Genomic DNA, 23,466 nt, shown 5'->3' on the forward strand with positions numbered 1-23,466 from the left:
CCGCCGGCCACACGAAGACCGGAGTAACACGTGTCGAGTAAAAAACTGGTTCTGGCCCTGATCGGCGTGCTGGCGCTGATCGGCATCGGCGCCGCCGCGGTGGTGTTGTCCAAACCGTCGGATATCACCTTCGACCCGGCGAAGGGCGACACCCGCGATTATCGCATCGGGGTGATGGCGCAGATGCGCGAAGGCGATGACACATCCAGCACGTCCAGCCAGGAGTCGCTGGTCATGCAGAGCGTGATGCGCTATCGCGTAGACGCGGCCGGGCCGACGCTCAAACTCCGTGTGCTGCCGCGTTTCGTCCAGGTCCAGGACAAGGACGGCTACACGCTGTTTTCCAGCACCCAGGCCGCCAAGCTCGACGACACGCCCGTGCCCGCGCTGATGAAGGACGGCTTCGCGCTGGTCATGGATCGCGACAGCGGTCACACGCGCCTGAGCGCGGTCAACCGCGACGCCTGGAATGCGTTCAAAGACCATATCGGCCACACCCAGGCCCAGCAGTTCGAACAGCAGCTGGGCACGCCGGCGGTCACCAACCGCATCCCGGCCCGTGTGGGCGCGCAGGTCAGTATCGATGCCTTTCAGGGCATGCCGGCACTCACGCTCACCGTCGATCGCGTCGGCGATGACAGCGTGAGCGTCGCCCTCGAACGAACCGACGATACGCCCACGACCTATACCACCCTCGGTAGCGGCTACGACGCCGTGCGCACCCGGGTGACCGCCGTACACGGGCGCATGCGCCTGTCCCGTGACGGCGGCTGGATCGAATCACTCGCCCTGATCAGCGAACAGGACGTCAAAAGCCAGGACAAAAGCGGGCACATCCATATGACGATGACCATGCGTCACGTCGACAATCCGGCGCTGGGCTCGGTCGAAGACGGGCTCGACCAGCTCGGCAATCGCGCGACGACGGGTGTGCGTGAGGACGGGGTGAAACTGCCGCTGGCGCACAGCAAGGCCGAAACCGAAGCCTTGCGGGCGAACAAACCCGCCCCCCAGCCGTTCGCCGATGCCGATGCGCGTTTTTCCATCGACGACAAGGACCACGCCCTGGTACTCACCGTGATCCAGGACATCGCCCCCGACGCGCATCTGGGCCTGTCAGCACTCAAGCAACTGACCCTGCGCGACGCCGACGGCAAGGCACTCGATATCCCGTTGGTGCTGGAATCCATCGGCCCTGATTTTTCCCAGGGCGAACTCAATACCCGCGTGCGCCTGCTGCCAATGGGCTGGCAGGACGCCCGGCTCGATCGCATCGCCCGCGTCGAGGCGCGTCTCGACTACCGCGACCCGCTCCAGCCGGAATCCATCGAGCTGCCGCTGGCCGATACCCCGACCGAACGCCAGGACCCCGGCGCGCACATCCAGGCAACCCCCACCGACGACGGCTGGCGGCTAGTGCTGAATGTGAGCGAGCAGACGTTCTATACCTACGATCCGAGCGCGGTCTACGGCGACCTGTCGGCACGCCTGAGCGACAAAGCCTATGACGGTCTGACACCGGCTGATCTCACCCAGCTCGCCCGGGTGGATAAGCCGGGCGCCTGGATCCAGCAGATACTGGTGACCGGCGACAGCGATCGGTTCCCGCTGGCGCTCTACACCAGCCCGTCCGCGCCCAGTTCGCACGAGCTTCAGTTCACCAGCATCGAACAGCACTACAGCAACCGCGAATTGTCGCCGCCAACAACACGCAATCTCGTGGTCACCCCGGTGCCGGAGAAGCCGTCGCTGGCGCTTGACACCGCCCCGCAAGGTGCCGACCAGAATCGGCTGAGCCTGCGCCTGCCGATCGGCATGGGCTCGGCCTGCGAACTCGCCGCCGACGCGCCGGCGCAAGAAGGCCATGCCCTGGTCTGGCGGCCCGAAGCGCAGCGTGCCCCCGGTTTCGGCATCGGCGAGCCGCGCACCGGCGAACACCCCGATACCGACCGCTGGCTATTGATGACCGACGACGGAATACGTGTCTATTTCTATGGCATCGATGTCACCACCACGCTGCGCTGCCCCGGCACGCCGGCCTGGCAGACCGTCGAACTCGACGGCGATCGCGACAAACCCTGGCTGGTGGATATCGACACGGTGGTCGACGGCGAGATCGACCGCGACATACAGGCGGCCCGCTTTTTCGACAGCCACCGTTTTCTTGACGCGCGCGGCAAGCCGCTACGGCCCATGCTCAAGCACATGACCGCGGATACCCGCCTCGACGACTGGCGTAACGAAGGCATGAGCCACCGCGTGTCCGACTATCTCGACGACGAGGGGCGTATCCGTTTCTGGGGCGATGTTGCCGCAATCAAATCGCTGACCTTCTCCGGCGCGCCGATCGAAAAACAATGGCGCAACCATCTGAAGGACCTGCAATGAGCCGTTCGACCCGATTGCGCCCAGGATTCGCCGTGGTCGCAGTCTATCTGCTCGTGCAGACCGGCAGCGCCTGGGCACAGGGCACCTTCTGGCTCAACGATGACTTCGACGTCGTCGCCAAGGCCCAGGCCAGCCGCAAGGCCACGGTCGCCGACGAACGCGACGGGCCGGGCTGGCCGGTGGAAATTCGTCGTATCCGCTACGACCAGCTCAATTTTCGCGGCTACAGCTCGACGCCGGATCTGGCTGATCCCGATCAGAAATGGGTCGGCGCCTATCAACTCTACCGCTTCGCCGGCGATTACAGGCTCGTGGAAGTGGGTACCCGCAATATGGCCGGCGAACTCAACGGGCTATCGGTGGGCTTTGACCGGGATGGCGATCTCAGCTACGAAACACCGTATGTAAACGGGGTCATGCAGGGCATGGGGCGCCGCTATGTCGGCGGCGAACTGCGCTATCTCACGCCGCTGGTCGACGGCAAGCGCGAGGGCTTTGAAACCAGCTACTACGACGGGCGCATTCGCAAGCTCACCGAGGTGCACAACAACAAGATCGACGGCGTGGTCGAACAGTACGGCAGCCTGCATTCACCGCAGGTACTCACCCAGCGCAGCCACTATCGCAACGGCCGGCTCGATGGTTGGGAGCGCGTCTGGTCGCTCGAAGGCGCACTGTTGCAGGAAACCCACTATGTGAACGGTCGCAAGAACGGTATCCAGCGCAACTGGCTCAACCAGGCAGCCGGGCAACTGGCCTCCGTCTACCGCTATGACGACGGCCAGCTACGCGGGCTTCAGCAGTACTACAGTGGTGGCCGTCTCGACGAAGAGCGCATGCTCGGCGACGACGGACAGCGGCTACGCCGCACCCAGTTCTGGCCGATCGCCGGCAGTCCGCGCAAGGCCGAGGATCGTCTCGAAACCGACGCACAGGGACGCCGCCGGCGGGTCGACGAGACCTTCTCCAACACCGGCCATCTGCTTACGCGCCACATCAGCTTTCGCGACGCGCCGCACTACATCAAGACGCACTACAGCGAAGACGGCCAGGTCATCTATCGCAAGGAAGTCGTCGACGGCAAGCCGAGCGGCCTGCAGGTCGAACAGACCTTCGACGGCCAGTATGAATGGCGTCGCTACGACGACCAGGGGCGCCTGCACGGCGAACAGGCCGATTATCGCAACGGCGAGCCGGTGCGCCAGTGGACGATGAACCACGGCGAGCCGGTGGACGACAGCCAGGACAGCGCGTCGGCCACCGCCGACTGACACGCCGTGCCACCACGAGAGGCTTTTGCATGACCGCCCGCACCCGCCATGCCCTGGCCGCCGGCCTGCTCGTCGCGGCCGGCGCTGTCCATGCCCAGGACCCGACCCGCTTCTGGTACGACGCCGAACTCAACCCCGTCGACAATGCGGCCGCGGCGACCTATCGCGTGAGCGTGCAGAGCCAACGTGACGGGATCGGCTGGCCGGCCGAACTGCGCCGTATCGAAGACGATGCCCTGCGCATGCGCGGCTATGTCGCCAAGCCCGAGCCAGACGATACCGATGTCACCTGGATCGGCCATTACGCGCTGTATCGCATGAACGGCGAACATCGCCTCGCCGAGGTCGGAACGGCCGATGCCCAGGCGCGCTATCAGGGCCTGATGACCACCTTCGATGCCCAGGGCCGGCTCAAACGCGCCGCGCTCTATCGCGACGGCGAACTCGAAGGCAAGACCCGCCAGTATGTCGACGGCAAACTTTACAGTGTCACCGATTACGAAAACGGCGAGCGCGAGGGCGTCCATGCCCAGTATGTTCAGGGCGCGCTGTTTCGTATCGAGGAATATCATCACGATCGCCTCGACGGCGTCACCGAGCAATACAGCACGGGCGATCGGGCCTGGCTGGTCAGCCGCGTCGAATACCGCGACGGCCAACCCGATGGCAGGGCACGCGAATACGAGGCCGGCAAAACCGTCGCCGAAACCCGTTTCGTCAACGGACGCAAGGACGGCCCACAACGCCAATGGCACGATCAGGAAAAAAACCTGCTCAGCGAGATCGTGCATTTCCGCGACGGCGACCAAGTCAGTCATGACGTCGTCAATCGCTACAACGTAAACGACCAGGTCACCGCGCAAACCGTGCTCGATCGCGACGGGCGGTTACTGGTCACGACCCGTTACAACACCGCCAGCGGGCAGCCGAAAACCCGGGTGCGTCATGTCCGCGACGCCGATACGCCGAAGGAAATTCACGAGTATTTCGACCGCTACGGCTATGTCGAAGTCCGCCGCATCACCTTCCCTGAGCAGGCCCACGAAATAGAGCTGCGTTTTGCCGCCGACGGGCAACTCACCTACCGCCGTGAGCTACGCGATCATCACAGAGTGGGGCTCTATATCGAAACGCTCGAGCCCAATCACACCCTGCGGACCCACTACGACGACAACGGCAAACGCCAGGGCCAACAGGTCGAAATCCGCCACGGTAAAATCGTGAAGATGACCACTTGGGCCGATGGCCAACGCAACGGCCCGTTCTTCGAGCGCGCCTATAGCGGCCAGCGCACCGAGGGCCAGTATGTCGACAGCAAGCTCGATGGCGAATACCGCGTGGTCGACAGCGACCAGCAACTCATCGAAATCGCCCACTACGACGAGGGCCGCAAAGACGGCCTGTACGAGCGTTACGATCGCTACGCCGACGACGACAAACCGGTGGAGCGGGGCCACTATGTCGACGGCGTCCGGCACGGGGCCTGGATCGAGACATCGGCCAGCGGCGGGCCGACCTGGCACGGCCGCTATCGCAAAGGCCAGAAGATCGGCCGCTGGCAGGCCGTCAACGCCCAGGGGTATCCGCTTACCGAAGGCAATTTCGAAGCCGGCCAGCGCAGCGGTCTATGGCTGCACTACCGCCACGACGGCGAACTCGACAGCTGTGAGCTGTATCGCAACGGCGAGCGCGTCGACACGCCGCCCTACGACCCCAACGCCGGCCAGACACGGCTGGAATACTGCAACGGCCTGCGCGATACCCACTGACCTATTCTTCAAACGCCCGTTTGCCCGCTTTAATGCCTCGCCCTTAAACCCATAGCAGCGCGCCCCGCTACGCAGGCGCGCGTTGCACTGTCCCGATAGGCCTGTTTTGAACAGAAAAATTCTCTGGATCGCCTTAGTAGTCATCATCGGCGGCTTCGCGATTGCCGCCTATACGCTGTATTCGACGAGCAATGCCCGTTACGTGAGCTTCACGCCCACCGAAGGCGAGGTGCGCGACTATGCCGTGGCCAGCCGGGTGGAAATCATCCCCGAGGATGCATCGCGCGCCAATGAAACAAGCAGTACCGGCGTGCTGCGCTATCGCGTGGATCATGTCGGCGAAAGCACGCGGCTGCGTGTGACCCCCGAACTGCTCGAGATCAGACGCGATTATCAAACGCTGTTCTCCAGTAGCGAGGCCGAGCACGGCAACGCCGGCGAGGTCGCCGATATGCTGCGCGACGGCTTCGATCTCACCATCGATGCCGACGGCAGGAGCGATATCGCCCTGGTCGATCAGGACAAGATCGACGCACTCGACATCGAGTCCCCCGGGCTGACCGGCGATGCCTTTCAGACCCAGATCGTCGATCCGACGATCGCCGCATCGCTGCCGGCACGCGAAGGCGCCGAAGTCCGCCTGGATGCCTATCGCGGCCTGCACGACGTTGCCGTCACGGTCACGCGGGTAACCGACGACTCGGTCTCGCTGCAAATCACCGGCCGTGCCGACACCCTCGACAACGACAACCCGATTAGCCGACATCTGGCCGGCCTGGCCCTGGACGCACGTATCTCCGACGTACGTCTTGAAGCACGCGTCCGCCTGGATCGTGCCAGCGGCTGGCTCGAGTCGATGGCCGCCGTTTCGCATATGAATATACGCGTCGGCGAGCATTCGGCGGCCGTGCGCAGCCTGGTCTATGCCCTACACCGCCAGAACCTGGCCACTGGCTTGTATGCCGATGGCCTGTCGAACCTGATCACCGGCCCGTCGTTCGACGAAGACCGCGAGTACCCCATACCGCAAACCCAGGCACAGGCCCAGGATGAGTCGCCCGCCGCGCCCACCGAGCTCGATCTCGACGCGCGCAACCCGGTATTCATGGCCGACGGCCACGAGCTGGAACTGGCTTTTGAAGTCGACGCCTTTGACGAAATCCCCTTCGGCTCGCTCGCACTCACCGATATCACGCTCTACGACAACCAGGACCAACCGCTGGATATCCCGCTGGTATTCGACGCACTCGACTACGACAGCCGGCCGAACAACCCCGGTGCCCTGCAGATATTCAGACTCCGCAGCCTGGGCTGGAACACGCCCGCGCTCGATCGCGTGGCCCGCGTCGAGGCGCAGCTCGAATACACGCCGACCGACGCGGGCGAGAAGACAACGCTCAAGCTCGGCGAACAACCCACGCAAGTGGGCGAAAACCGCGTCAAGGTGACCGCAAACCCGGTCGCCAATGAAGACAACAGCTGGTGGGTGGATCTGTATACCTCGGGCACCGCGTATTACTGGCCCGATTCGACCACGCCCCAGCCCGGTCTGAATGCACGAACGCTGGGCACAGCCCATGACAGCTGGCTCAGCACCACCGAAGAAATCGCACTGGCGCGTGTCGATCAGCCGCTGACCTGGATACAGCACTTCAAGGTGCAATCCGATCACACGCCCGCCGAGCTTGCGCTGCGCCATGCAAAGACCAGCACCGAAAGCCAATCCTATCGCGTGTCATTCCGGGATTTCGCCGCGCGCTATCACAACCGCGATCTGGCGCCGCCCGAGAAGAAGACTCTGGGCACTGCGGCACAGACTGACACGCCGAGCGAAGGGCCGATCGCATTCGACGACATCCACACCGAGGATGCCGACAAGAACCGCCTGCGCCTGGTCCTGCCCGAAGGGCTGGCCGGCGCCTGCGAACTGACCGCCGACGCCCCGCGCAGGCTGGCCATGCGCTGGTCTGGCAACCGCGGCCCAGCGCCAGTCGTTACGGCAGGCGCGCAGACGACGAAGACGCGCCGGGCGAGCAAACCTGGGAGCTGGCCACCGACGACGGCGTGCGGACCTATTTCTACGGCATCGAAGTGCAAACCACCCTCGCCTGCCCCGGTACGCCGCGCTGGCAGCGCGTCGCGATCGACTCCGACAAGCCCTGGCTGATCGACCTGAAAGCCGTAACCGGCCGTACGCCGGAACCGCAGCGCTCCGCCGCGGCCGTTTTCGACAGCGTTCGGTTTTACGACGCCGACGGCCATGCGCTACGTCCGATGCGCAAGGACGCCGCACCGGATCAACGCCTGGACGACTGGCAAACAGAAGCCAGCGAGCACGCGCTGGGCGATTACATGTACGACGATGGAGTCATCCGGCTCTGGGGCGCGGCGGATCACGTGATGGTCATGCAACTCGACGGCGAACCGCGCGCATACAGCTGGCATGACGAGCTCAAGGCGCTGCCATGAATTGGATCCGGCATAGCGCAATCGCACTCAGCCTGGCCTGTGCGCATAGCGCAGCATTCGCCCAGGGCACCTTCTGGCTCAATGACGATTTCGACCCGGTAACCAAGGCACAGGCCGTCTACAAGGCCACCGTCGCCGATGAGCGCGACGGCCTCGGCTGGCTCACGGAAGTGCGCACGATCGACAGCGATCGGCTGCGTTATCGCAGCTACCTGTCCGACCCGGACATGAACGCCGACGCCAGCCACTGGGTCGGTTATTACGAAAGTCACGACCCGGAAAGCGGCGCGCTGCAACAGGTCGGGATCCACGACGCCGAGGGCCGCTTCAACGGTCTGGTGGTGGGTTTCACCGACGACGGCAAGGTGGGGTTCGAAAAACCGGTCAAACATGGCGTGGTGGACGGCGAGGTGCGCTGCTACAACCCCGTCACTGGTCTGCTGCGCTGTCGTACGCCGTATGTCGACGGCAAGATCGAAGGCATCAAGCAAACCTACTCGGCGGGTACGCTCTACCGTCTCGAACAGTACGAAAACGACGAACGCAACGGCTGGGCCGAAAGCTATGGCAACGGCGGCAAACACCTGACGCGGCGCAGCCATTATCGCAACGACAAGCTCGACGGTGACTATCGCGCCTGGAACGACGAAGGTCGGCTGGTCAGGCACTGGCACTACGCAGCCGGCGAGAAAGACGGTGAACAACGCAGCTGGTTCAGCGATGGCCAGCTCAGAAGCGTCAAGCATTTTCGGGCCGGCCAGCCGGTGGGCACCCATCGCTGGTTCGATAACAAGGGCCAGCCCAAACGCTCGCGCAGCTATGCCGAGGATGGCAGCGGCGATGTGATTGCATCTAAGAGCTACCGGGACGGCGAGCCCAGCATATTCATGCATCACGTCGAGCACAACGGCGAAACACTCAAGATCACGCGCTGGCACGACAAGAACGGCTACGTGACCTCGAAGCGTATCGAAAACCCCGAAACCGGCTATAAGGAGAACCGCTCGTTCTACGGCAATGGACGCCTGCGCCGGCACACGGTCGAACGCAACGGCCACCCGGTGGGCCGGCAGTACCAGGCCCGCGGTACCGATGCCGGGACCTACGAAATCGAACACTACGACGCCAACGGCAAACGCCACGGCGAACAGCGCAGCTATCGCGATTTCGAACTGCGCGAATATGCACACTTTCGCCACGGCACCCAGATTGGCGAGGCTGTGGAATACGGCTACAGCGGCCAGCGCACCGACAGCCACTACGACCACCAGGGCAAACTCGACGGCACCGTCACGACCACCGACGACAACGGCGAGCTGCTTTCACGCGCGCATTACCAACACGGTGTTCAGGTCGGCGACTATGTCGAATACCGGGCCTACGACCGCCGCCTGGTCGCCCAGGGTAACTACAAGAACGGCAAGCGCCACGGCGAATGGACCACGTACCAACACCAGCAGGTGTGGAAAGGCCGCTATCGCGAGGGCGTTCAGATCGGCCGCTGGGAGGCCGTCGACGAAAACGGCTATGTGCGTGCCGCCGGGCAGTACGACGACCAGGGCCGTCGCGATGGCCGCTGGTACGACTTTGCCGAAAACGGCGTCCGGATCGGCCTGCAGACCTACAGCGACGGTAAACGCGACGGACGTGCAGCCTACTACGGCAACAACGGCCAGCTGACCGGCGAGCATTATTATCGCGACGGTCGGTATATGCCGACAGCCCCCGACAGCGACTGACCCACGCAAGCGGTCCCGCGTCGGCTCAATAGCGACGCGGGACGCCCGCCGCCAGCTGATAAGCCGCGGCGGGGCCGTTGCAATCGCACCAGTCAGGCCGGTGAGCCGATAAGCCGGGGCCTTGCGCCCCGGCCCGCGCTGCCCCGACAGGCACGCCGTCATGCCCGCTCAAGCTCCCCCACAGCACGCCGATATCGGCAGAAATAGGCCGACCCACGGCTCGAGTCTGAAACCCGCACCGTGGGTGCCAAAGCCGGATTAACAATAACGGCTGGTACATGGCGAGGCGTCGAACGCCGACACCAATGTCGCCTGTCATGTCGCCAGAACTAGAAAAATCGGGGGAGATTGCATGAACCGACGAGACACCGATCGCCGCCTGATCGCCGCTGTTCGCAGGGCGTCTATATTGCTGGCGTTTGCCGCATGGGTCGCGCCCGCTTTGTACGCGGCCGAACCGACCGATTACACCGGCGCGAACGAAGCGCCAGGCATCATGCTGCGCGATACCCTGCTCGGCGACATCGGCGGGCTGCGGTCGGCCGCCGAGGCCCGTGGACTGAGTATTAACGCGGTCGTCGTCGGCGATTACTCGATCGTGCTGGATGGCGGTGCCGACCCGCGTGCGACTGCGGCGCGTTATCTGTTCGAGGCCGGCCTCGAGCTGGATACCGACGCTGCTTTCCGCTGGCCCGGCGGTACGCTGCGTGTGGCCTATGTGGGCTTTCATGGCGATAACGGCAATCTCGACAGCGGCGATATCCAGATCTATTCGAATATCGACGAAACACCGTTCGATGCACTGTATTCGCTGTGGTATCGTCAGGATCTGTTCGACGAGCGCCTGTCCGTCAAGCTCGGCAAGATGGACGCCAATGAAGACTTCGCCTACGTGGAAAACGGCGAGCAGTTCCTGAATTCCTCACCCGGTTTTTCGCCCACGGTGCTGGCGTTTCCTTCCTACCCCGATCCGGCCACCGGCTTGGTGCTGTTCGCTGAACTGCCGGCCGGCGTCTATGCCCGCGCCGGTATTTACGACGGCTCCACACTGAACGGCCGGCGCACCGGCACGCACGGACCGGACGATTTTCTCACCGACGACAGCGACCGCTTTGGTATCGCTGAAACCGGAATCAACTATCGCGTGGCCGATCTCGACGGCCGTCTGGGCGTGGGCTACTGGCGCCACGACGGCGAGTTCGACCGTTTCGACGGCGGCGTCGAGGATGCCAGCGACGGCGTGTACCTGGTCTGGGATCAGTCGTTCTACGACGATCCGGGCTCGTCCTTCGCGGTCGACGGCTTTGCCCAGTACGTGCATGCCAACGACGCCGTCAGCGAACTGGCCCGGCATATCGGCGCGGGCGTGCAGATTACCGGCCTGCTCGCCGACCGACCCGAGGATATCAGCGGGCTGATGGTCAGCCGAGTGGATTTTTCCGATGCGCCGGGCGCGGATTTTACCAAGGACCACGAAACGGCCATCGAAATCTTCCATGCCATCCAGGTCGCACCGTGGATGGCGCTCAAGCCGGATTTCCAATACATCGTCAATCCCGGCGGCATGGGACTGGACGACGCCAAGGTTGCCACCCTGCGCGGCGAGATCGCGTTCTAGCGGTTTACCGCTGGCCATGACGGCGTATGTTTGACGCAGCCGCCGTGGCAGCCTAAAACGTTCGCCATGAAATTCGGTGTCATCGGCGATATTCACGGCTTCTGGGACGAACGCGATACCGCGTTCTTCAATGCCAGCAACTACGACATGCTGTTGTTCGTGGGCGATTTCGCGCGCGTGGCCAACAGCCTGCCCGTGGCGCGCCAGCTCGCGGCACTCACCAAACCCGCCTGGGCGATTCCGGGCAACCACGACGCCGTCGGGCTCTGGCAACTGCTCGCCGAGGTGAAGAATCGCCCACTGGCCGCTCGCCTGGGCGCGCTCGGCATGGCACAGCGCGTGCGCGGGCTCGACGAAACCCTGGGCGGCGTGCAGCTGGGCGGCTATACCCTGGCCCCGCTGGATCACGAGCTCGGCCTGCTCGTGGCCCGGCCCCATGCCATGGGCCCGAACCGGTTCTACTATCGCCACTATCTGAAATCGGCCTTCGGCGTAGCCGACTTCCAGGCCAGTAGCCGCAAATTGTGCGCACTGGTCGACGCGGCCCCGGCCAATCTCATCGTACTCGCCCACAACGGCCCGGCCGGGCTGGGCGATACGCCGGGCACGCCTTTCGGCTGCGACTTCGATCCAGACCACGGCGACTTTGGCGACCCGGACCTACGGGCAGCCATCGACCATGCCCATGCCACCGGCCGGCACGTGCGCGCGGTGCTGGCGGGGCATATGCACCACCGCAGCAAGCACACCGGCGCGTGGCGCGATACCTGGGCGCAGGACGAACACACCCTCTATCTCAACGCCGCGCGAGTGCCGCGTATCGAAGATAACGGCGAAAAACGCCACCATATTGCGCTGACCGTCGAGAACGACACGGTGCATGCCGAAACCGTGTTCGTGGACAACGACGGCCATGAAACCGGACGCAGCCCGCTCGGGCGTAGCACCCCGACTAACGACTAGGAACGCGACTCAAGTCGCCATCCCACAAACAAAAATTTGTCCGCAAATGAACGCGAATAAACGCGAATAAACGCGAATAAGGCAAAACAGCGCGGTCGGCGTTCGCGAACCCAACATTCCCTGCGCCTTTGCGCTCCTTGGCGGATCGAATACAGCCAATGCCAGCGGGTCAGTGGTATAGACCGGATGAGCAACGCGTAAACCGACGGCTGTAAGCACACGCAGGATCGCACTTTGAAGCAAAGGGTTGTTCATTGCGTACAAAGCGCAGCAAACGACGTTGCTTCCCAGCTATCTGTCTTCTGACTTATTTGCGTTCATTCGCGTTCATTCGCGGACCACATACTCGCTTGAACGCAGCCGCGGGTTCGCAAACGTACGTCAGAACCGATCAGCGTTCGCGCGCAATCAGCCAGCACAGGGGCAGCGTCATCGCCAGCATCAATACGCCCACGCCAGCATAGGCCGGGCCGTAGCCGAACAGGCGTCCCAGTTCCAGGCCGGCCGCCGGTCCGAGCGCGCCGCCGAAATCGCTCGACCACTGATAGACCGACAAGGCCCGGCCATGCAGATGTGCGGGGGCGACATCGCCGAGCAGGGTCAGCAACGGAATGGTCAGCCCGCCCGAGCCCACGCCGATCACCAGCAATGCGATCGCCGCGGCCGACGCGCTGCTGGCCAGGCCCAGCCCGACAAAACCGATCGCCACCAGGCCCATGGCCGGTAACAACAGCCGAGTGCGCGACGTCGACTGGTCGAGTACCCGCCCTGCCGCCAGCGAAGCGCCAGCACGCGCGCTCATCAGCACCGCCATCAACAACCCCGCACTGCCTTCGGCGCCCAGGCCGAATACGAACAGGCCACGCTGATCGACCAACACGGCGATGGTGGCCAGCAGCACCCCGGACACCGCGAAGAACAAAAGCGCATTCGCGCCCCAGATAATGCGCAGGGTTTTCACACCCAGCAGGTCTCGCCATTGCTCGCGCGTGGTGTCGGTGCGCGTACGCCGTTGTGTGGATTCCGATTCCACCCGGGACGCCTGCGTCGGCGGCAGCACGAACAGGGTCAAAAGCGCGGCGACCACGCTCAAGGCGGTCGCGGTCAGAAACGCCGCATTGGCCGAAGCACTATCCGCGATCAGCCCGCCGACCACCAGCCCGGCCGGCAGCCCCAGACTGATCGCCGTGCGTACCCGCGCGGTCATGCCGCCGCGGCGTGCCGGCGGCGCAATCGCCATGACCGCGGCCAGCGTACCGACGAGCAGCAACGACGAGCCGACACCCCAAATCACCCGCCCGGCCAGAAACCACAGCCCCGGCGCATCGGCACCCAGGCCAATGGAAAACGCCAGCGTACCCACGGCCTCGATCGCCAGCCCGATCGCGACCGGCCAGCGCGCGCCAAAACGATCCAGCAGGCTGCCGGTGACCGGGTTGAAGCCCAGCCGCGTGATGCGGTTGGCCGACAGAATCAGCCCGATCATGAATCCGGAAATCCCCAGATCCATGCCGATGACCGGCAGGATCGGAAACACCACTCCGCCACCGAGACCGCCCAGAAAGGCAATACCGGCAATACCCCAGCCGGTGGCCGCCCGCGGGCCTGGTAGCGGCGCGCTCAAATTCAGCGGCTCGCCGCCGCCTGCGCGTTCCGGGCCTCCACGGCATCGGCAGCCCGCCCGTAGCGGGCCGCGATGAACGCACACACGATCAGCTGCAGCTGGTGGAACAACATCAATGGCAGCACCGCGCTGCCCAGCGCGCTACCGGCAAACAGCACCTTGGCCATGGGAATACCGCTGGCCAACGACTTCTTGGACCCACAGAACAGCAGCACGATTTCATCCTCGCGTGCGAAAAAGCGCCGGCCCACGGCAAAGGTGACCGCCATGACGATCGCCAGCAACACCACGCAGACCAGGGCGATGACCGCCAGTGCCGATAACAGCATGCGCTGCCACATGCCTTCCACGACCGAGGCACTGAAGGCGCCATAGACCACCAGCACGATCGAGCCCTGATCGACGAATTTGACCACCTTCGGATGCGCGGAAATCCATTCGCCCACCCAGCGGCGCGCGATCTGGCCGACCACGAACGGCAACAGAATCTTGAGCAGAATATCGACCACGGCATTGAGCGAGCCGCCGCCGCTGATCGATTGCGAGCTGATCAAAACGCCCGCCAGCAGCGGCGTAATGAACACCCCGAGCAGATTCGACAGACTCGCACTACAGACCGCGCCGGGAATATTGCCGCGCGCCACGGAGGTGAACGCAATCGACGACTGCACGGTCGACGGCAGCAGACACAAAAACAGCACGCCTGCGAGCAACTCGGGCGTAAGCCAGGCGCCCAGCAACGGCTGTGCGGCCAGGCCGATCAGCGGAAACAGTACGAACGTGGACGCCAGCACACAGATATGCAGCCGCCAGTTCGTGGCCCCGGCATAGATCGCATCGCGCGAAAGCTTGGCGCCGTGCAAAAAGAACAGCAACGCGATCGCGGCGTTCGTGAGGTAGTCGTAATACACCGCGGCCGTGCCATGAATCGGCAGGAAACTCGCCAGCGTAATCGCGCCGAGCAGCGCCACGATGAAGCGGTCGGGCAAGAACCGCGTAAGCCAGGAAAAACGTTTCATTCTGCAATTATACCGATCGAAAACCGCGCAAAGCGTATGCAATCGATATACCAGCGTCGATCCCGATCAAGCCCCCGGCCGCTGTACGCGTTCGCGATATTGCAAAACGCCCGTGAGCATGGCCGGCAAAAAGGTCACGGTCGTGGCCATGGTAAACAGCAATCCGAACATCACGATCGCCCCCAGGCCGCGATAGAGTTCGGTGCCGGCCCCCGGCAGAAACACCAGCGGCGCCAGGCCGAAGGTGGTGGTGATGGTGGTCATCAGAATCGGGCGCAGTCGCACGGCCACGGCATCCTGGACCGCCTCGATCGCGGCCATGCCAGCGGCCACGTTGGCCCGGGCCCGCTCGACGATGAGAATCGGGTTGTTGACCACCGTGCCCACGAGAATGAGAAAGCCGAGCATGGTGATCAGGTCGAACGGCTGCGACAGCGCCGTGAGGCCGACCAGCGGCAATAGCGCGCCGACACCGTTGAGCATGGCAAGCCCGACCACACCGCCAGCGATCCCCAGCGGCACGCTGGTGAGAATGAGCAGCGGATACCCCCAGTGGGAGAAGATCGCCACCAGCAGCAGATAGCACACCCCGATGGCGACCATATAGTTGCCCATGAGCGCATCGCGGGTGACTTCCAGCTCGTCGCTGGCCCCGGAGATATCCAGCGCCAGCGAGGCATCGATCGCGCCCTGTTCGCGCAGATGGTCGATCACCTCGCGGTTGACCCGATCCACCCCGGCTTCCAGCGGTACGCTGGACGGCGGGATGACCCGAATGGTGACCGTACGCCGGCTATCCAGGCGTCGGATCACGTCGGTATCCACCGTGGGTACGACATCGGCGAGTGCGACGACCGGCAGCACGCCCGCGCTCGTGGCGATGGGTAGGCGCGATATCGCATCCACGCTGTCGGGCTTGCCGGCGGCGTCGTAGAGATAGATATCGACCTTGTCGTCGGCGAAGAAATACTCATCGACATAGGCGCCGTCGGTGAGCGCGGCGATCGTATAGCCCATATCGGCCGCATCCAGACCCAGCTCGGCGATACGCGCATGGTCGGGCTCGATACGCAGCAGCGGCTGGCCAAGCGTGAGCGTGGACGGCTCGGCCAGCACCTGCGGGTTGTCGAACACCGCGTTGGCACGGGCATAGATCGCCTCGGCCGCGGCATAGATCGTGGCCAGGTCCGCGCCTGATATGTCGATATTGATCGCCCGCGTGCCGCCGTCGTTCGACGAGATGATCGAACCCTTGGTGGAGAAGGCCCGCATGCCGGGATAGGCCTCGAAGCTTTCATTGAAAGCGTTCATGAGCGCGCCGATCTCGCGGTCGTTGACCGGCTCGGCGATCACGCGCAGCTGATTGGTGGTCACGCTCATGTTCAGATAGGCGATCGCCGGCAGGGCGCCGTCGTCGGCTTCGATATCGCCGTTTTCATCCGGCACATAGCGCATGAAGCGCTCGCGCAGTTCCTCGGCAATATCGCCCAGTTCGGTGAGGTTGTAGCCGGCCGGCGGCAGCATGGAAGAAAACGTCTTCGCCTCTTCGCCGTCGGGCAGATATTCTGCCGGCGGCGTCAGCACGAAAACGCCCACACCCAGCGAGACGGCAATGGATGCCATGGTCAGATAACGCCTGGAGCGCACGGCGATAATCCACGCACACAGGGCAAGCACGCCACGCGAGACCGGCCCGCTCGCGGTATCGGCCGCGCCGGAATTGCGCGGCAGAATACGGGCCGCCGCGGTCGGCACCACCATGATCGCCACCAGCATCGATACCAGAATCGCCGCCGAAATGGCGATCGAGATATCCGAGAACAGCTGGCCGGCCTTCTGGGTGATGAACAACACCGGCGCGAACACCATCACCGTGGTCAGCGTGGAGGCCAGCACCGCCGGCCAGACTTCGCGTACGCCGTCGATGGCTGCCTGCCAGCGGCGTGCGCCTTCGCTGCGCTTGCGGGCGATGTTTTCGAGCACGACGATGCTGTTGTCCAGCGTCATGCCGATGGCAAAGGCGATGCCGGCCAGCGAGATCACGTTGATGGTGCGACCGAACGCCGCCAGGCCAATGAACGCTGCGATCGCGCAGATGGGAATACCCAGAATCGCAATCAGCGTGGCGTAGACCGAGCGCAGGAACACGAACATCACGATCGCGGCGAGCACGGCGCCGATCGCCAGATTGCGATAGACGCTGGCAATGGAGGCGCTCACATAGCGCACGTCGTCCGAGGTCAGGCGCATGCGCATGCCCGCCGGCTCGAGCACGCTGGCATTGAGCTCGGGCAGCAGCGCGAGCATGTCGCGCTTGATATCGATCACGTTGGAGCCGGGCTGACGGCGCACCTGCAGGTTGACCACCGGCTGGTCGTTGTAGAACCCCAGCTCGCGGACTTCGGCATGGTCGAGCTGAATTTCTGCCACGTCGCCGAGCGTGGTCACCGAGTCGCCGCGCCGTGAAAGCACCACCCCGGCCAGGCCCGACACGTCGTCGAAACGACCGACCGTACGTACCAGATAACGACGCTTGCCGGCATCCATATCGCCGCCGGAAATATCCTGGTTGCGGGCACGAATCGCATCGCGCACGTCGGTCATCGAGATGTTGCGGGCGGCCAGTTTCGACGGGTCGATATGGATCTGTACCTGGCGTTCGGCGCCGCCGCCGACCTGTACGTCCGCCACGCCCTCGACGCGCTCCATGCGTCGGCGCACCTCGTCGTCGACGAAATCGCGCATGAACGCCATGTCCAGCCCCGCCGGATTGCCGGCCTCGGCCGCCACGCTCAGATACATGAAGGAATTCTGGGAGAACGAGGCCGCGACCACCTCCGGCTCGTTCACGTCCTCGGGGTAGCTGGGCACCTGCATGAGCGCGTTGGTCACACGAATGAGCGCTTCGTTGACGTCGGTGGAGAAGGGAAACTCCAGCTCGATCTCGGCCTCGCCGGTCTTGGCCTCGGCGCTCATGCGCTGCAAGCCGATGATATTGGCGAGATATTCCTCCTGCTCGATGAGGATTTCGTTTTCCACGTCCTGCGGCGTGGCCCCGGGCCAGCTGGTGGTCACGGTGATCGTGCGCACCGCCAGATCGGGAATCATCTGGACGGGAATGCGCATCGCCGCGAGCACGCCGAACAGACAGATCAGCAGCACGACGATGGTCATCAGCGTGCCGCGCTTGATCAGCGCTTCGAACATCGATCAGCCCCCGGGCTGCGAAAGCCGCAGGCTTCGGCCATCGTTGCCCGGCGGGTCGGCCGATGGCCCAGCCGAGGCGGAGCGCTCGTCGCGTATGTGCACCGGCTGCCCGGCTTCCAGGCTTTCGTTGCCGCGTACCACCACGCGATCGCCGGCCTCGAGACCGTCGAGCACTTCCACCTCGTTGTTCGCGCTGCGCCCGAGCGAAACCTGGCGCTTGACCGCGCGCAGGGTGCCGTCGTCGTCTTCGCGCACCAGCCACATGCGTGTGCCCCCGCCGGGCACACGCACGAGCGCATCCCGGGGCGCGATCACCACGGCCTCGGCGCTTGCAAGTTCCAGCATTGCCTTGGCCGACATGCCGGGGGTGAGTGCGCCGTCACGGTTGTCCACGAACATGCGCACCAGAAAACTGCGGGCCGTGGCATCGCTGGCACCCACGATCACGTCCACCTTGGCATTAATCGGCGCGTCGATCGGCGTTTCCGGCTCCACCCGCACGCCCATGCCCGGCTCGATGAGCCCGAAATACCGCTGCGGCGCGGATACGTCCAGGCGCAACGTATCCGTGGCCACCAGCGATACCGCCGGCGTGGTCTGGGCCACGTATTCGCCGGGGTCGACGCGGCGTGCGCGTACCACGCCATCGAAGGGCGCGATCAGCGTATGTCGTGCCAGGCGTTCGCGCTGGGCGGCCACTTCGGCGCGCAGGCGTTGCACCGCCGCCGCGCGTACCGCCACCTGCGAACGCCGGGCTTCCAGTTCGCTTTGCGACACCGCGCCGCGCCCGGCCAGCCGATCGGCTTCGCGTAGCAGTCGTCGTGCTTCTTCAAGCTGGGCGGCCGCTTCGTCGGCCGAGGCCTGGAGCGTGTCCAGTTCCAGCCTGGAAAGCGCCCGGTCGAGTTCGATGAGGGTATCGCCGGCCTTGACCCGGTCGCCGGCATCCACGGCCACCGTTTCGACCAGACCGGCGATACGCGGCGTTACGTCGGCATCCCGGGGCGAGGTCAGCGTGCCGTAGAGCGGCACCGTCTGCTACCAGCGGCGCTCGTCCACGCGCACCGTATCCACCACCGCCGGCTCGGCCGCGGCCAGCACCGCGCTGGTCAAACCCATGAACGCTGCCAGCAGCCAGCGCAGGAATTGATTCTGCGCTGCGCTGCGCGGCGCCTGTATGCGATCGCTCACCCTGCCCCCTTCGGCTGTCGGGCCTGTTGTTGGCGACTGCCCGCCCAAAAAATGCGTCTCAACCACCCGCTACTCCTATGGAACACCCCTGGACGCATTCGGTTCCACACGCTGGTGGTCGATCGACGACTGTGGGTATGCTGGCCGCCATCGACTCTTCAACGCTCGACCGCCATGAATCCACGCGCCATTGCCTGTGCGCTGACCTTCGCCGTCTGCAGCACGGCCTTCGCCGCCGCCCACGCGCAAGATGCCAGCAACAACGCCCAGGCTGCCGATCTCGGCCCCAATCTGGAAAATTACGACTACCCCTGGCCGGTTTCGCACTTCGAGATCGATGAACCCCAGGGCAAGGTATCCATGGCCTATATGGATATCGCCCCCACCGATGACATCCGCAATGCGCCGGTGGCGGTCCTGCTGCACGGCAAGAACTTCTGCGGCGCCTACTGGCAGGATACGGCCCAGGCCCTGGCCGACAACGGCTATCGCGTGATCGTGCCGGACCAGATCGGCTTCTGTAAGTCCGACAAGCCGGCCGCCTACAGCTACAGCTTCCATCACCTGGCTGCGAACACGCAGGCACTGCTGGCATCGCTGGATATCGACAACGCCACCATCATCGGCCATTCCATGGGCGGCATGCTGGCCATGCGCTATGCGCTGATGTACCCCGACACCATCGAACAGCTCGTGCTGGTCGACCCGATCGGCCTGGAAGACTGGAAGGCCAAGGGCGTGCCCTATCGCGGCATGAACGCCTGGTATGCCCGCGAGATGAAAAAGGACTATGCCGCCATCAAGTCCTATCAGGTGAAAAGCTATTACGACGGCGAATGGAACGACGACTACGCCGAATGGGCGAAAATGCTCGCCGGCATGTACACCGGCAGCGAGGCAGACAAGTCCAAGGTCGCCTGGGCCCAGGCCGCGACCTACGACATGGTCTATACCCAGCCCGTGTTCTACGAATTCGAGCAGATCGACGTGCCCACCACCCTCATGATCGGCACCCGCGATCGCACAGCACTCGGCAGCGATCTCGTCTCCGACGAACTTGCCGCCGAGCTCGGCGATTACCCCGCCCTGGGGCGTGAAGCCGTCGCCCGCATGCCCAACGCCGAGCTGGTGACGTTCGAAGGCATCGGCCACCTGCCGCCGATCGAATCGCCCGAGCTGTTCAAGCAGGCGCTGTTCGACGCGCTGAAAACGCCGCGCAGTGAAAGCGACAGCGAATAACGCATATCAAGTTCGAGAACGACAAGGACAACGACCCGATGACCGATATCCATCAACTCAGCGCCGGCGAACTGGCCGGCGCCATCGCCCGTGGCGACATCTCCAGCCGCGTAGCGCTCGACCACTATCTGGAACGTATCGAAACGCTGGGCGAACCGATCAACGCCGTCGTGGCCATGGATATCGAAGCCGCCCGCCAGCGCGCCGATGAGGCCGACGCCGCGATCGCGGCCGGCCAGAACTGGGGTCCGCTGCACGGCGTGCCGATGACGATCAAGGACACCTATGAAGTCGCCGGCCTGCCCACCGTAGTGGGCGAGCCCAAGCTCAAGGACTATCGCAGCAGCGACGATGCCGTGGCCGTGGCCCGGCTACGCGCCGCCGGCGCGGTAATCTTCGGCAAGTCCAACACGCCACGCCTGGCCCAGGACGTACAGACCTTCAACCCGATCTACGGCACCACCAACAACCCCTGGAACACCGAGCGCACCTCGGGCGGCTCCTCCGGCGGCGCGGCCGCGGGGCTCGCCGCCGGCTTCACGCCTCTGGAGCTGGGCTCCGATCTGGCTGGCTCGATTCGTACGCCGTCGAGCTGGTGCGGCGTGTACGGGCACAAGGTCTCCTACGGGGTGATTCCGCTGCGCGGACATATTCCCGGCCCGCCCGGCACCCGCAGCGAACCCGACCTGTGCGTGGCCGGTCCGCTCGCCCGCCATCCGGCCGATCTGGCGCTCGCGCTCGACGTACTGGCCGGCGCGGATACCATCGAGGCCAGCGCCTGGCAAATCCATCTGCCGGCGCCGAAACCGACCACGCTGGCCGATTTCAAGATCGGCTATCTGTTCGAACACGACTTCTGCCCGATCTCGACGGCGGTCAAAGCACGCCTGGAAGACGCACTCGAAGCCGCCCGCCGCGCGGGGGCTACGGTCACGAAGCTCGACGACCTGCCGGGCGGTTTCGAAGCCAGCTACGAAACCTACGACCGCCTGCTCAACGGCCTGGTCGGCGCCTCCATTCCCGACAAGCTCTACAACAAGGCCAAACGCGGTGCCAAATTCATGGGCTTGGTGGGCAAAAACGACATGGGCACCGTCGGCGGCTTTGCCGAACGCGCCACCACCAGCCATCGCGACTGGGCCAAGGCCGACGAAGCCCGCCACAAGTTGCGCGAGAAATGGCACAGCCTGTTCGCCGACTACGACGTGCTGCTGCTACCCAGCGTCTGCGTGCCGGCCATCCCGCACGATCACGGCGGCAACGTACTTTCGCGCAAGATCGACGTGGACGGCAAAAGCCACGGCTATACCAACCTGTTCCGTTGGATCGCCCCGGCCACCGTCGCCGGCCTGCCCGCCACGAGCGCCCCCGTGGGCCTCACCGACGACGGCCTGCCCGTGGGCCTGCAGATCGTCGGCGACTATGGCCACGACCGCACCACCATCGCCTTCGCCCAGCATCTGGCCGCCGCGGGCGTCGAGGCACCGGCCTGTCCGTACGCGACCAAGGAAAGCGGCTAATCAGGCGACTGCATCGGTCGCTCGATCGCAGCGAACAACATCTGGTCGCGTCCCGGACCGCGGGCGTAAGGCATACGTCTGCGGTCTGCGGTCTGCGGTCTGCGGACATTGTTCTGGCAAATAAGAAAGTCCGCAGATCAACGCAGATGCCCGCAGATGCGGTTGCGTACTTTCGCGGCGTAGCAGATACGGAATAAGAAAAGGCGGCAGAGTCCATCGAAACGCTTCGCGCCAAGGCTTGGTTAAGCCGCCATGCCGGGGCGCTTGATTATGTCCACTTTCAGCATGCGGCATGAACACCAGCCCACCCGGCCTTCGAGCGCTCTGTCTTTCGCCTTATTCGCGTGCCTTCGCGTTCATTCGCGGACAACCGGCTTGCTTGAGCGCAGCCCATTGCGTTTCATAGATAATCCAGAAGCGCTTTGAAACGCGAAAAGCTAAAGCGCCTGATTCATCAGCGCCAGGACCGATCATCGCGCGGCAGGCGATGCCGGTCGTCGTTCACGGCCACCTGGCACGGCGGTGTGGACTGCCAGCGCCAGAACACGATATTGCGGTCGCCGCGATTGGCGCCCACCGCAAACGAGGGCACGATGATGGCACCGACGCCGGCCTCGATCAGGCGATCGGCCAGTGCCCAACTCGGCGGCATTGCGCCTTCGTAGGCAATCAGTTCCCAGGCGCAGCCCAGATCTTCGAATGCCACGTTGGCCACGTCGCAGGCCGCTGGGGTGGAAAGGTCGAGCACGCTGTCGTAGCTCACGATGGTGAGCGGTTGGAGCTTGTAGGCCAGGCCCTGGTGGGCTTCGGCGATGGCAAGTTCGTAGCTGCGGCTGGTATACAGCGCCGGCACGCCGGGCCGGTTGAACCGCCCGCCGTGCTTGGCCGCACCGGCGCCGGAGTCGGGCGCGAACGACCAGCGCGGGTTATGCGCGCGATAGACCGTGCCGCTGAAATAGTCGCCCGCCATGCCCGGCCTTAGGCATAGCCGCCTTCGTTGATGCGCGACAGATAGGCTTTCACGGCATCCGCCCGCCCTTCCTTCACCAGTTCTTCGGCGGTCTGATCGCCGAACGACGGCAGGGGCTGCGAGCGATACCAGGCAAACGCCTGGTTGACCGAACCGGCCCAGGGCTGGGCCCGGTTGATGATCTCGATCATGGCGCGCATGCGCGTTTGCACACGTGCGGCGCGCTCGCGATGGCTGCGTCGCAGGGAGTCAACGCCAATCCCCAACACGTCGGCAAGCTGGGTTTTGTTGACATGCAGGCGCTGTGCGATCGCCCGGGATTCGATCGCCTCGTTGCCGGCGAGATGAAAGAAGCGGTCGTCGGTGTCGTTGATATTCATGGGCATGCCATATCTTTAGCCACCAATGTGGTCATATTAGCATGTGCGCGCGGTTTGACTGCCGGGTTGCCAGGCTGTGCTGAGGCGGCAATCGAATGGCCA

At 64.3% G+C, this 23,466-nt stretch carries 17 protein-coding genes; 10 read left to right on the forward strand and 7 right to left on the reverse strand.

Features of this window, described 5'->3' with window-relative positions:
* Positions 1-30: 30 nt before the first annotated feature.
* The 8 genes from S4A8_RS05230 to S4A8_RS05265 all read left to right on the forward strand — a co-directional run bounded on the left by S4A8_RS05230 (position 31) and on the right by S4A8_RS05265 (position 12,217).
* Positions 31-2,388 (forward strand): hypothetical protein, encoded by a 2,358-nt coding sequence (locus S4A8_RS05230; protein ID WP_353219319.1) that lies wholly within the window; start codon positions 31-33, stop codon positions 2,386-2,388.
* Positions 2,385-3,659, forward strand: a complete 1,275-nt coding sequence (locus tag S4A8_RS05235) for a toxin-antitoxin system YwqK family antitoxin (RefSeq protein WP_353219320.1) — start codon at positions 2,385-2,387, stop codon at positions 3,657-3,659. The genes S4A8_RS05230 and S4A8_RS05235 overlap by 4 nt, the downstream gene beginning before the upstream one ends.
* A 29-nt stretch (positions 3,660-3,688) precedes the next feature.
* Positions 3,689-5,428: a toxin-antitoxin system YwqK family antitoxin gene (locus S4A8_RS05240; protein ID WP_353219321.1), complete on the forward strand. Its 1,740-nt coding sequence runs from the start codon at positions 3,689-3,691 to the stop codon at positions 5,426-5,428.
* Positions 5,429-5,534: 106 nt separating this feature from the next.
* Positions 5,535-7,595, forward strand: a complete 2,061-nt coding sequence (locus S4A8_RS05245; RefSeq protein WP_353219322.1) for a hypothetical protein — start codon at positions 5,535-5,537, stop codon at positions 7,593-7,595.
* On the forward strand, positions 7,520-7,897 hold the full coding sequence (locus tag S4A8_RS05250) for a hypothetical protein (RefSeq protein ID WP_353219323.1): 378 nt from the start codon (positions 7,520-7,522) through the stop codon (positions 7,895-7,897). Before S4A8_RS05245 ends, S4A8_RS05250 begins: the two co-directional genes overlap by 76 nt.
* Entirely contained in the window at positions 7,894-9,636 is a 1,743-nt protein-coding gene (locus S4A8_RS05255) for a toxin-antitoxin system YwqK family antitoxin (protein ID WP_353219324.1), read from the forward strand. The genes S4A8_RS05250 and S4A8_RS05255 overlap by 4 nt, the downstream gene beginning before the upstream one ends.
* A 352-nt stretch (positions 9,637-9,988) precedes the next feature.
* Complete coding sequence (locus S4A8_RS05260; RefSeq protein WP_353219325.1) at positions 9,989-11,254, forward strand: carbohydrate porin; 1,266 nt, start codon at positions 9,989-9,991, stop codon at positions 11,252-11,254.
* Positions 11,255-11,320: 66 nt separating this feature from the next.
* Positions 11,321-12,217: a metallophosphoesterase gene (locus S4A8_RS05265; protein ID WP_353219326.1), complete on the forward strand. Its 897-nt coding sequence runs from the start codon at positions 11,321-11,323 to the stop codon at positions 12,215-12,217.
* A gap of 391 nt (positions 12,218-12,608) precedes the next feature.
* Here S4A8_RS05265 and S4A8_RS05270 read toward each other — a convergent pair whose 3' ends face one another.
* From S4A8_RS05270 to S4A8_RS05290, 5 genes are all read right to left on the reverse strand, one after another.
* Complete coding sequence (locus tag S4A8_RS05270; RefSeq protein ID WP_353219327.1) at positions 12,609-13,841, reverse strand: MFS transporter; 1,233 nt, start codon at positions 13,839-13,841, stop codon at positions 12,609-12,611.
* A gap of 2 nt (positions 13,842-13,843) precedes the next feature.
* On the reverse strand, positions 13,844-14,860 hold the full coding sequence (locus S4A8_RS05275; protein WP_353219328.1) for a bile acid:sodium symporter family protein: 1,017 nt from the start codon (positions 14,858-14,860) through the stop codon (positions 13,844-13,846).
* A gap of 66 nt (positions 14,861-14,926) precedes the next feature.
* Positions 14,927-18,067, reverse strand: a complete 3,141-nt coding sequence (locus S4A8_RS05280; protein WP_353219329.1) for an efflux RND transporter permease subunit — start codon at positions 18,065-18,067, stop codon at positions 14,927-14,929.
* Positions 18,068-18,070: 3 nt separating this feature from the next.
* The gene (locus S4A8_RS05285) at positions 18,071-19,096 is read right to left on the reverse strand and encodes an efflux RND transporter periplasmic adaptor subunit (RefSeq protein WP_353219330.1); all 1,026 of its coding nucleotides are present in this window, start codon (positions 19,094-19,096) and stop codon (positions 18,071-18,073) included.
* Between the two features lie 6 nt (positions 19,097-19,102).
* The gene (locus S4A8_RS05290) at positions 19,103-19,255 is read right to left on the reverse strand and encodes a hypothetical protein (protein WP_353219331.1); all 153 of its coding nucleotides are present in this window, start codon (positions 19,253-19,255) and stop codon (positions 19,103-19,105) included.
* Positions 19,256-19,429: 174 nt separating this feature from the next.
* Here S4A8_RS05290 and S4A8_RS05295 point away from each other — a divergent pair, with 174 nt between their 5' ends.
* Both S4A8_RS05295 and S4A8_RS05300 read left to right on the forward strand, forming a co-directional pair.
* Positions 19,430-20,494 (forward strand): alpha/beta fold hydrolase, encoded by a 1,065-nt coding sequence (locus S4A8_RS05295; RefSeq protein ID WP_353219332.1) that lies wholly within the window; start codon positions 19,430-19,432, stop codon positions 20,492-20,494.
* A gap of 38 nt (positions 20,495-20,532) precedes the next feature.
* The gene (locus tag S4A8_RS05300) at positions 20,533-22,014 is read left to right on the forward strand and encodes an amidase (RefSeq protein WP_353219333.1); all 1,482 of its coding nucleotides are present in this window, start codon (positions 20,533-20,535) and stop codon (positions 22,012-22,014) included.
* A gap of 454 nt (positions 22,015-22,468) precedes the next feature.
* Here the strand turns inward: S4A8_RS05300 and S4A8_RS05305 are convergent, their stop codons facing one another.
* Positions 22,469-22,984 carry an RES family NAD+ phosphorylase gene (locus S4A8_RS05305; RefSeq protein ID WP_353219334.1) on the reverse strand — a complete coding sequence of 172 codons (516 nt, stop codon included), beginning with the start codon at positions 22,982-22,984 and terminating at the stop codon, positions 22,469-22,471.
* 8 nt (positions 22,985-22,992) lie between these two features.
* Complete coding sequence (locus S4A8_RS05310; protein ID WP_353219335.1) at positions 22,993-23,364, reverse strand: antitoxin Xre/MbcA/ParS toxin-binding domain-containing protein; 372 nt, start codon at positions 23,362-23,364, stop codon at positions 22,993-22,995.
* Positions 23,365-23,466: the final 102 nt, after the last annotated feature.

This window comes from Salinisphaera sp. S4-8, from assembly GCF_040361235.1.
In the GTDB taxonomy this organism is placed as follows: domain Bacteria; phylum Pseudomonadota; class Gammaproteobacteria; order Nevskiales; family Salinisphaeraceae; genus Salinisphaera.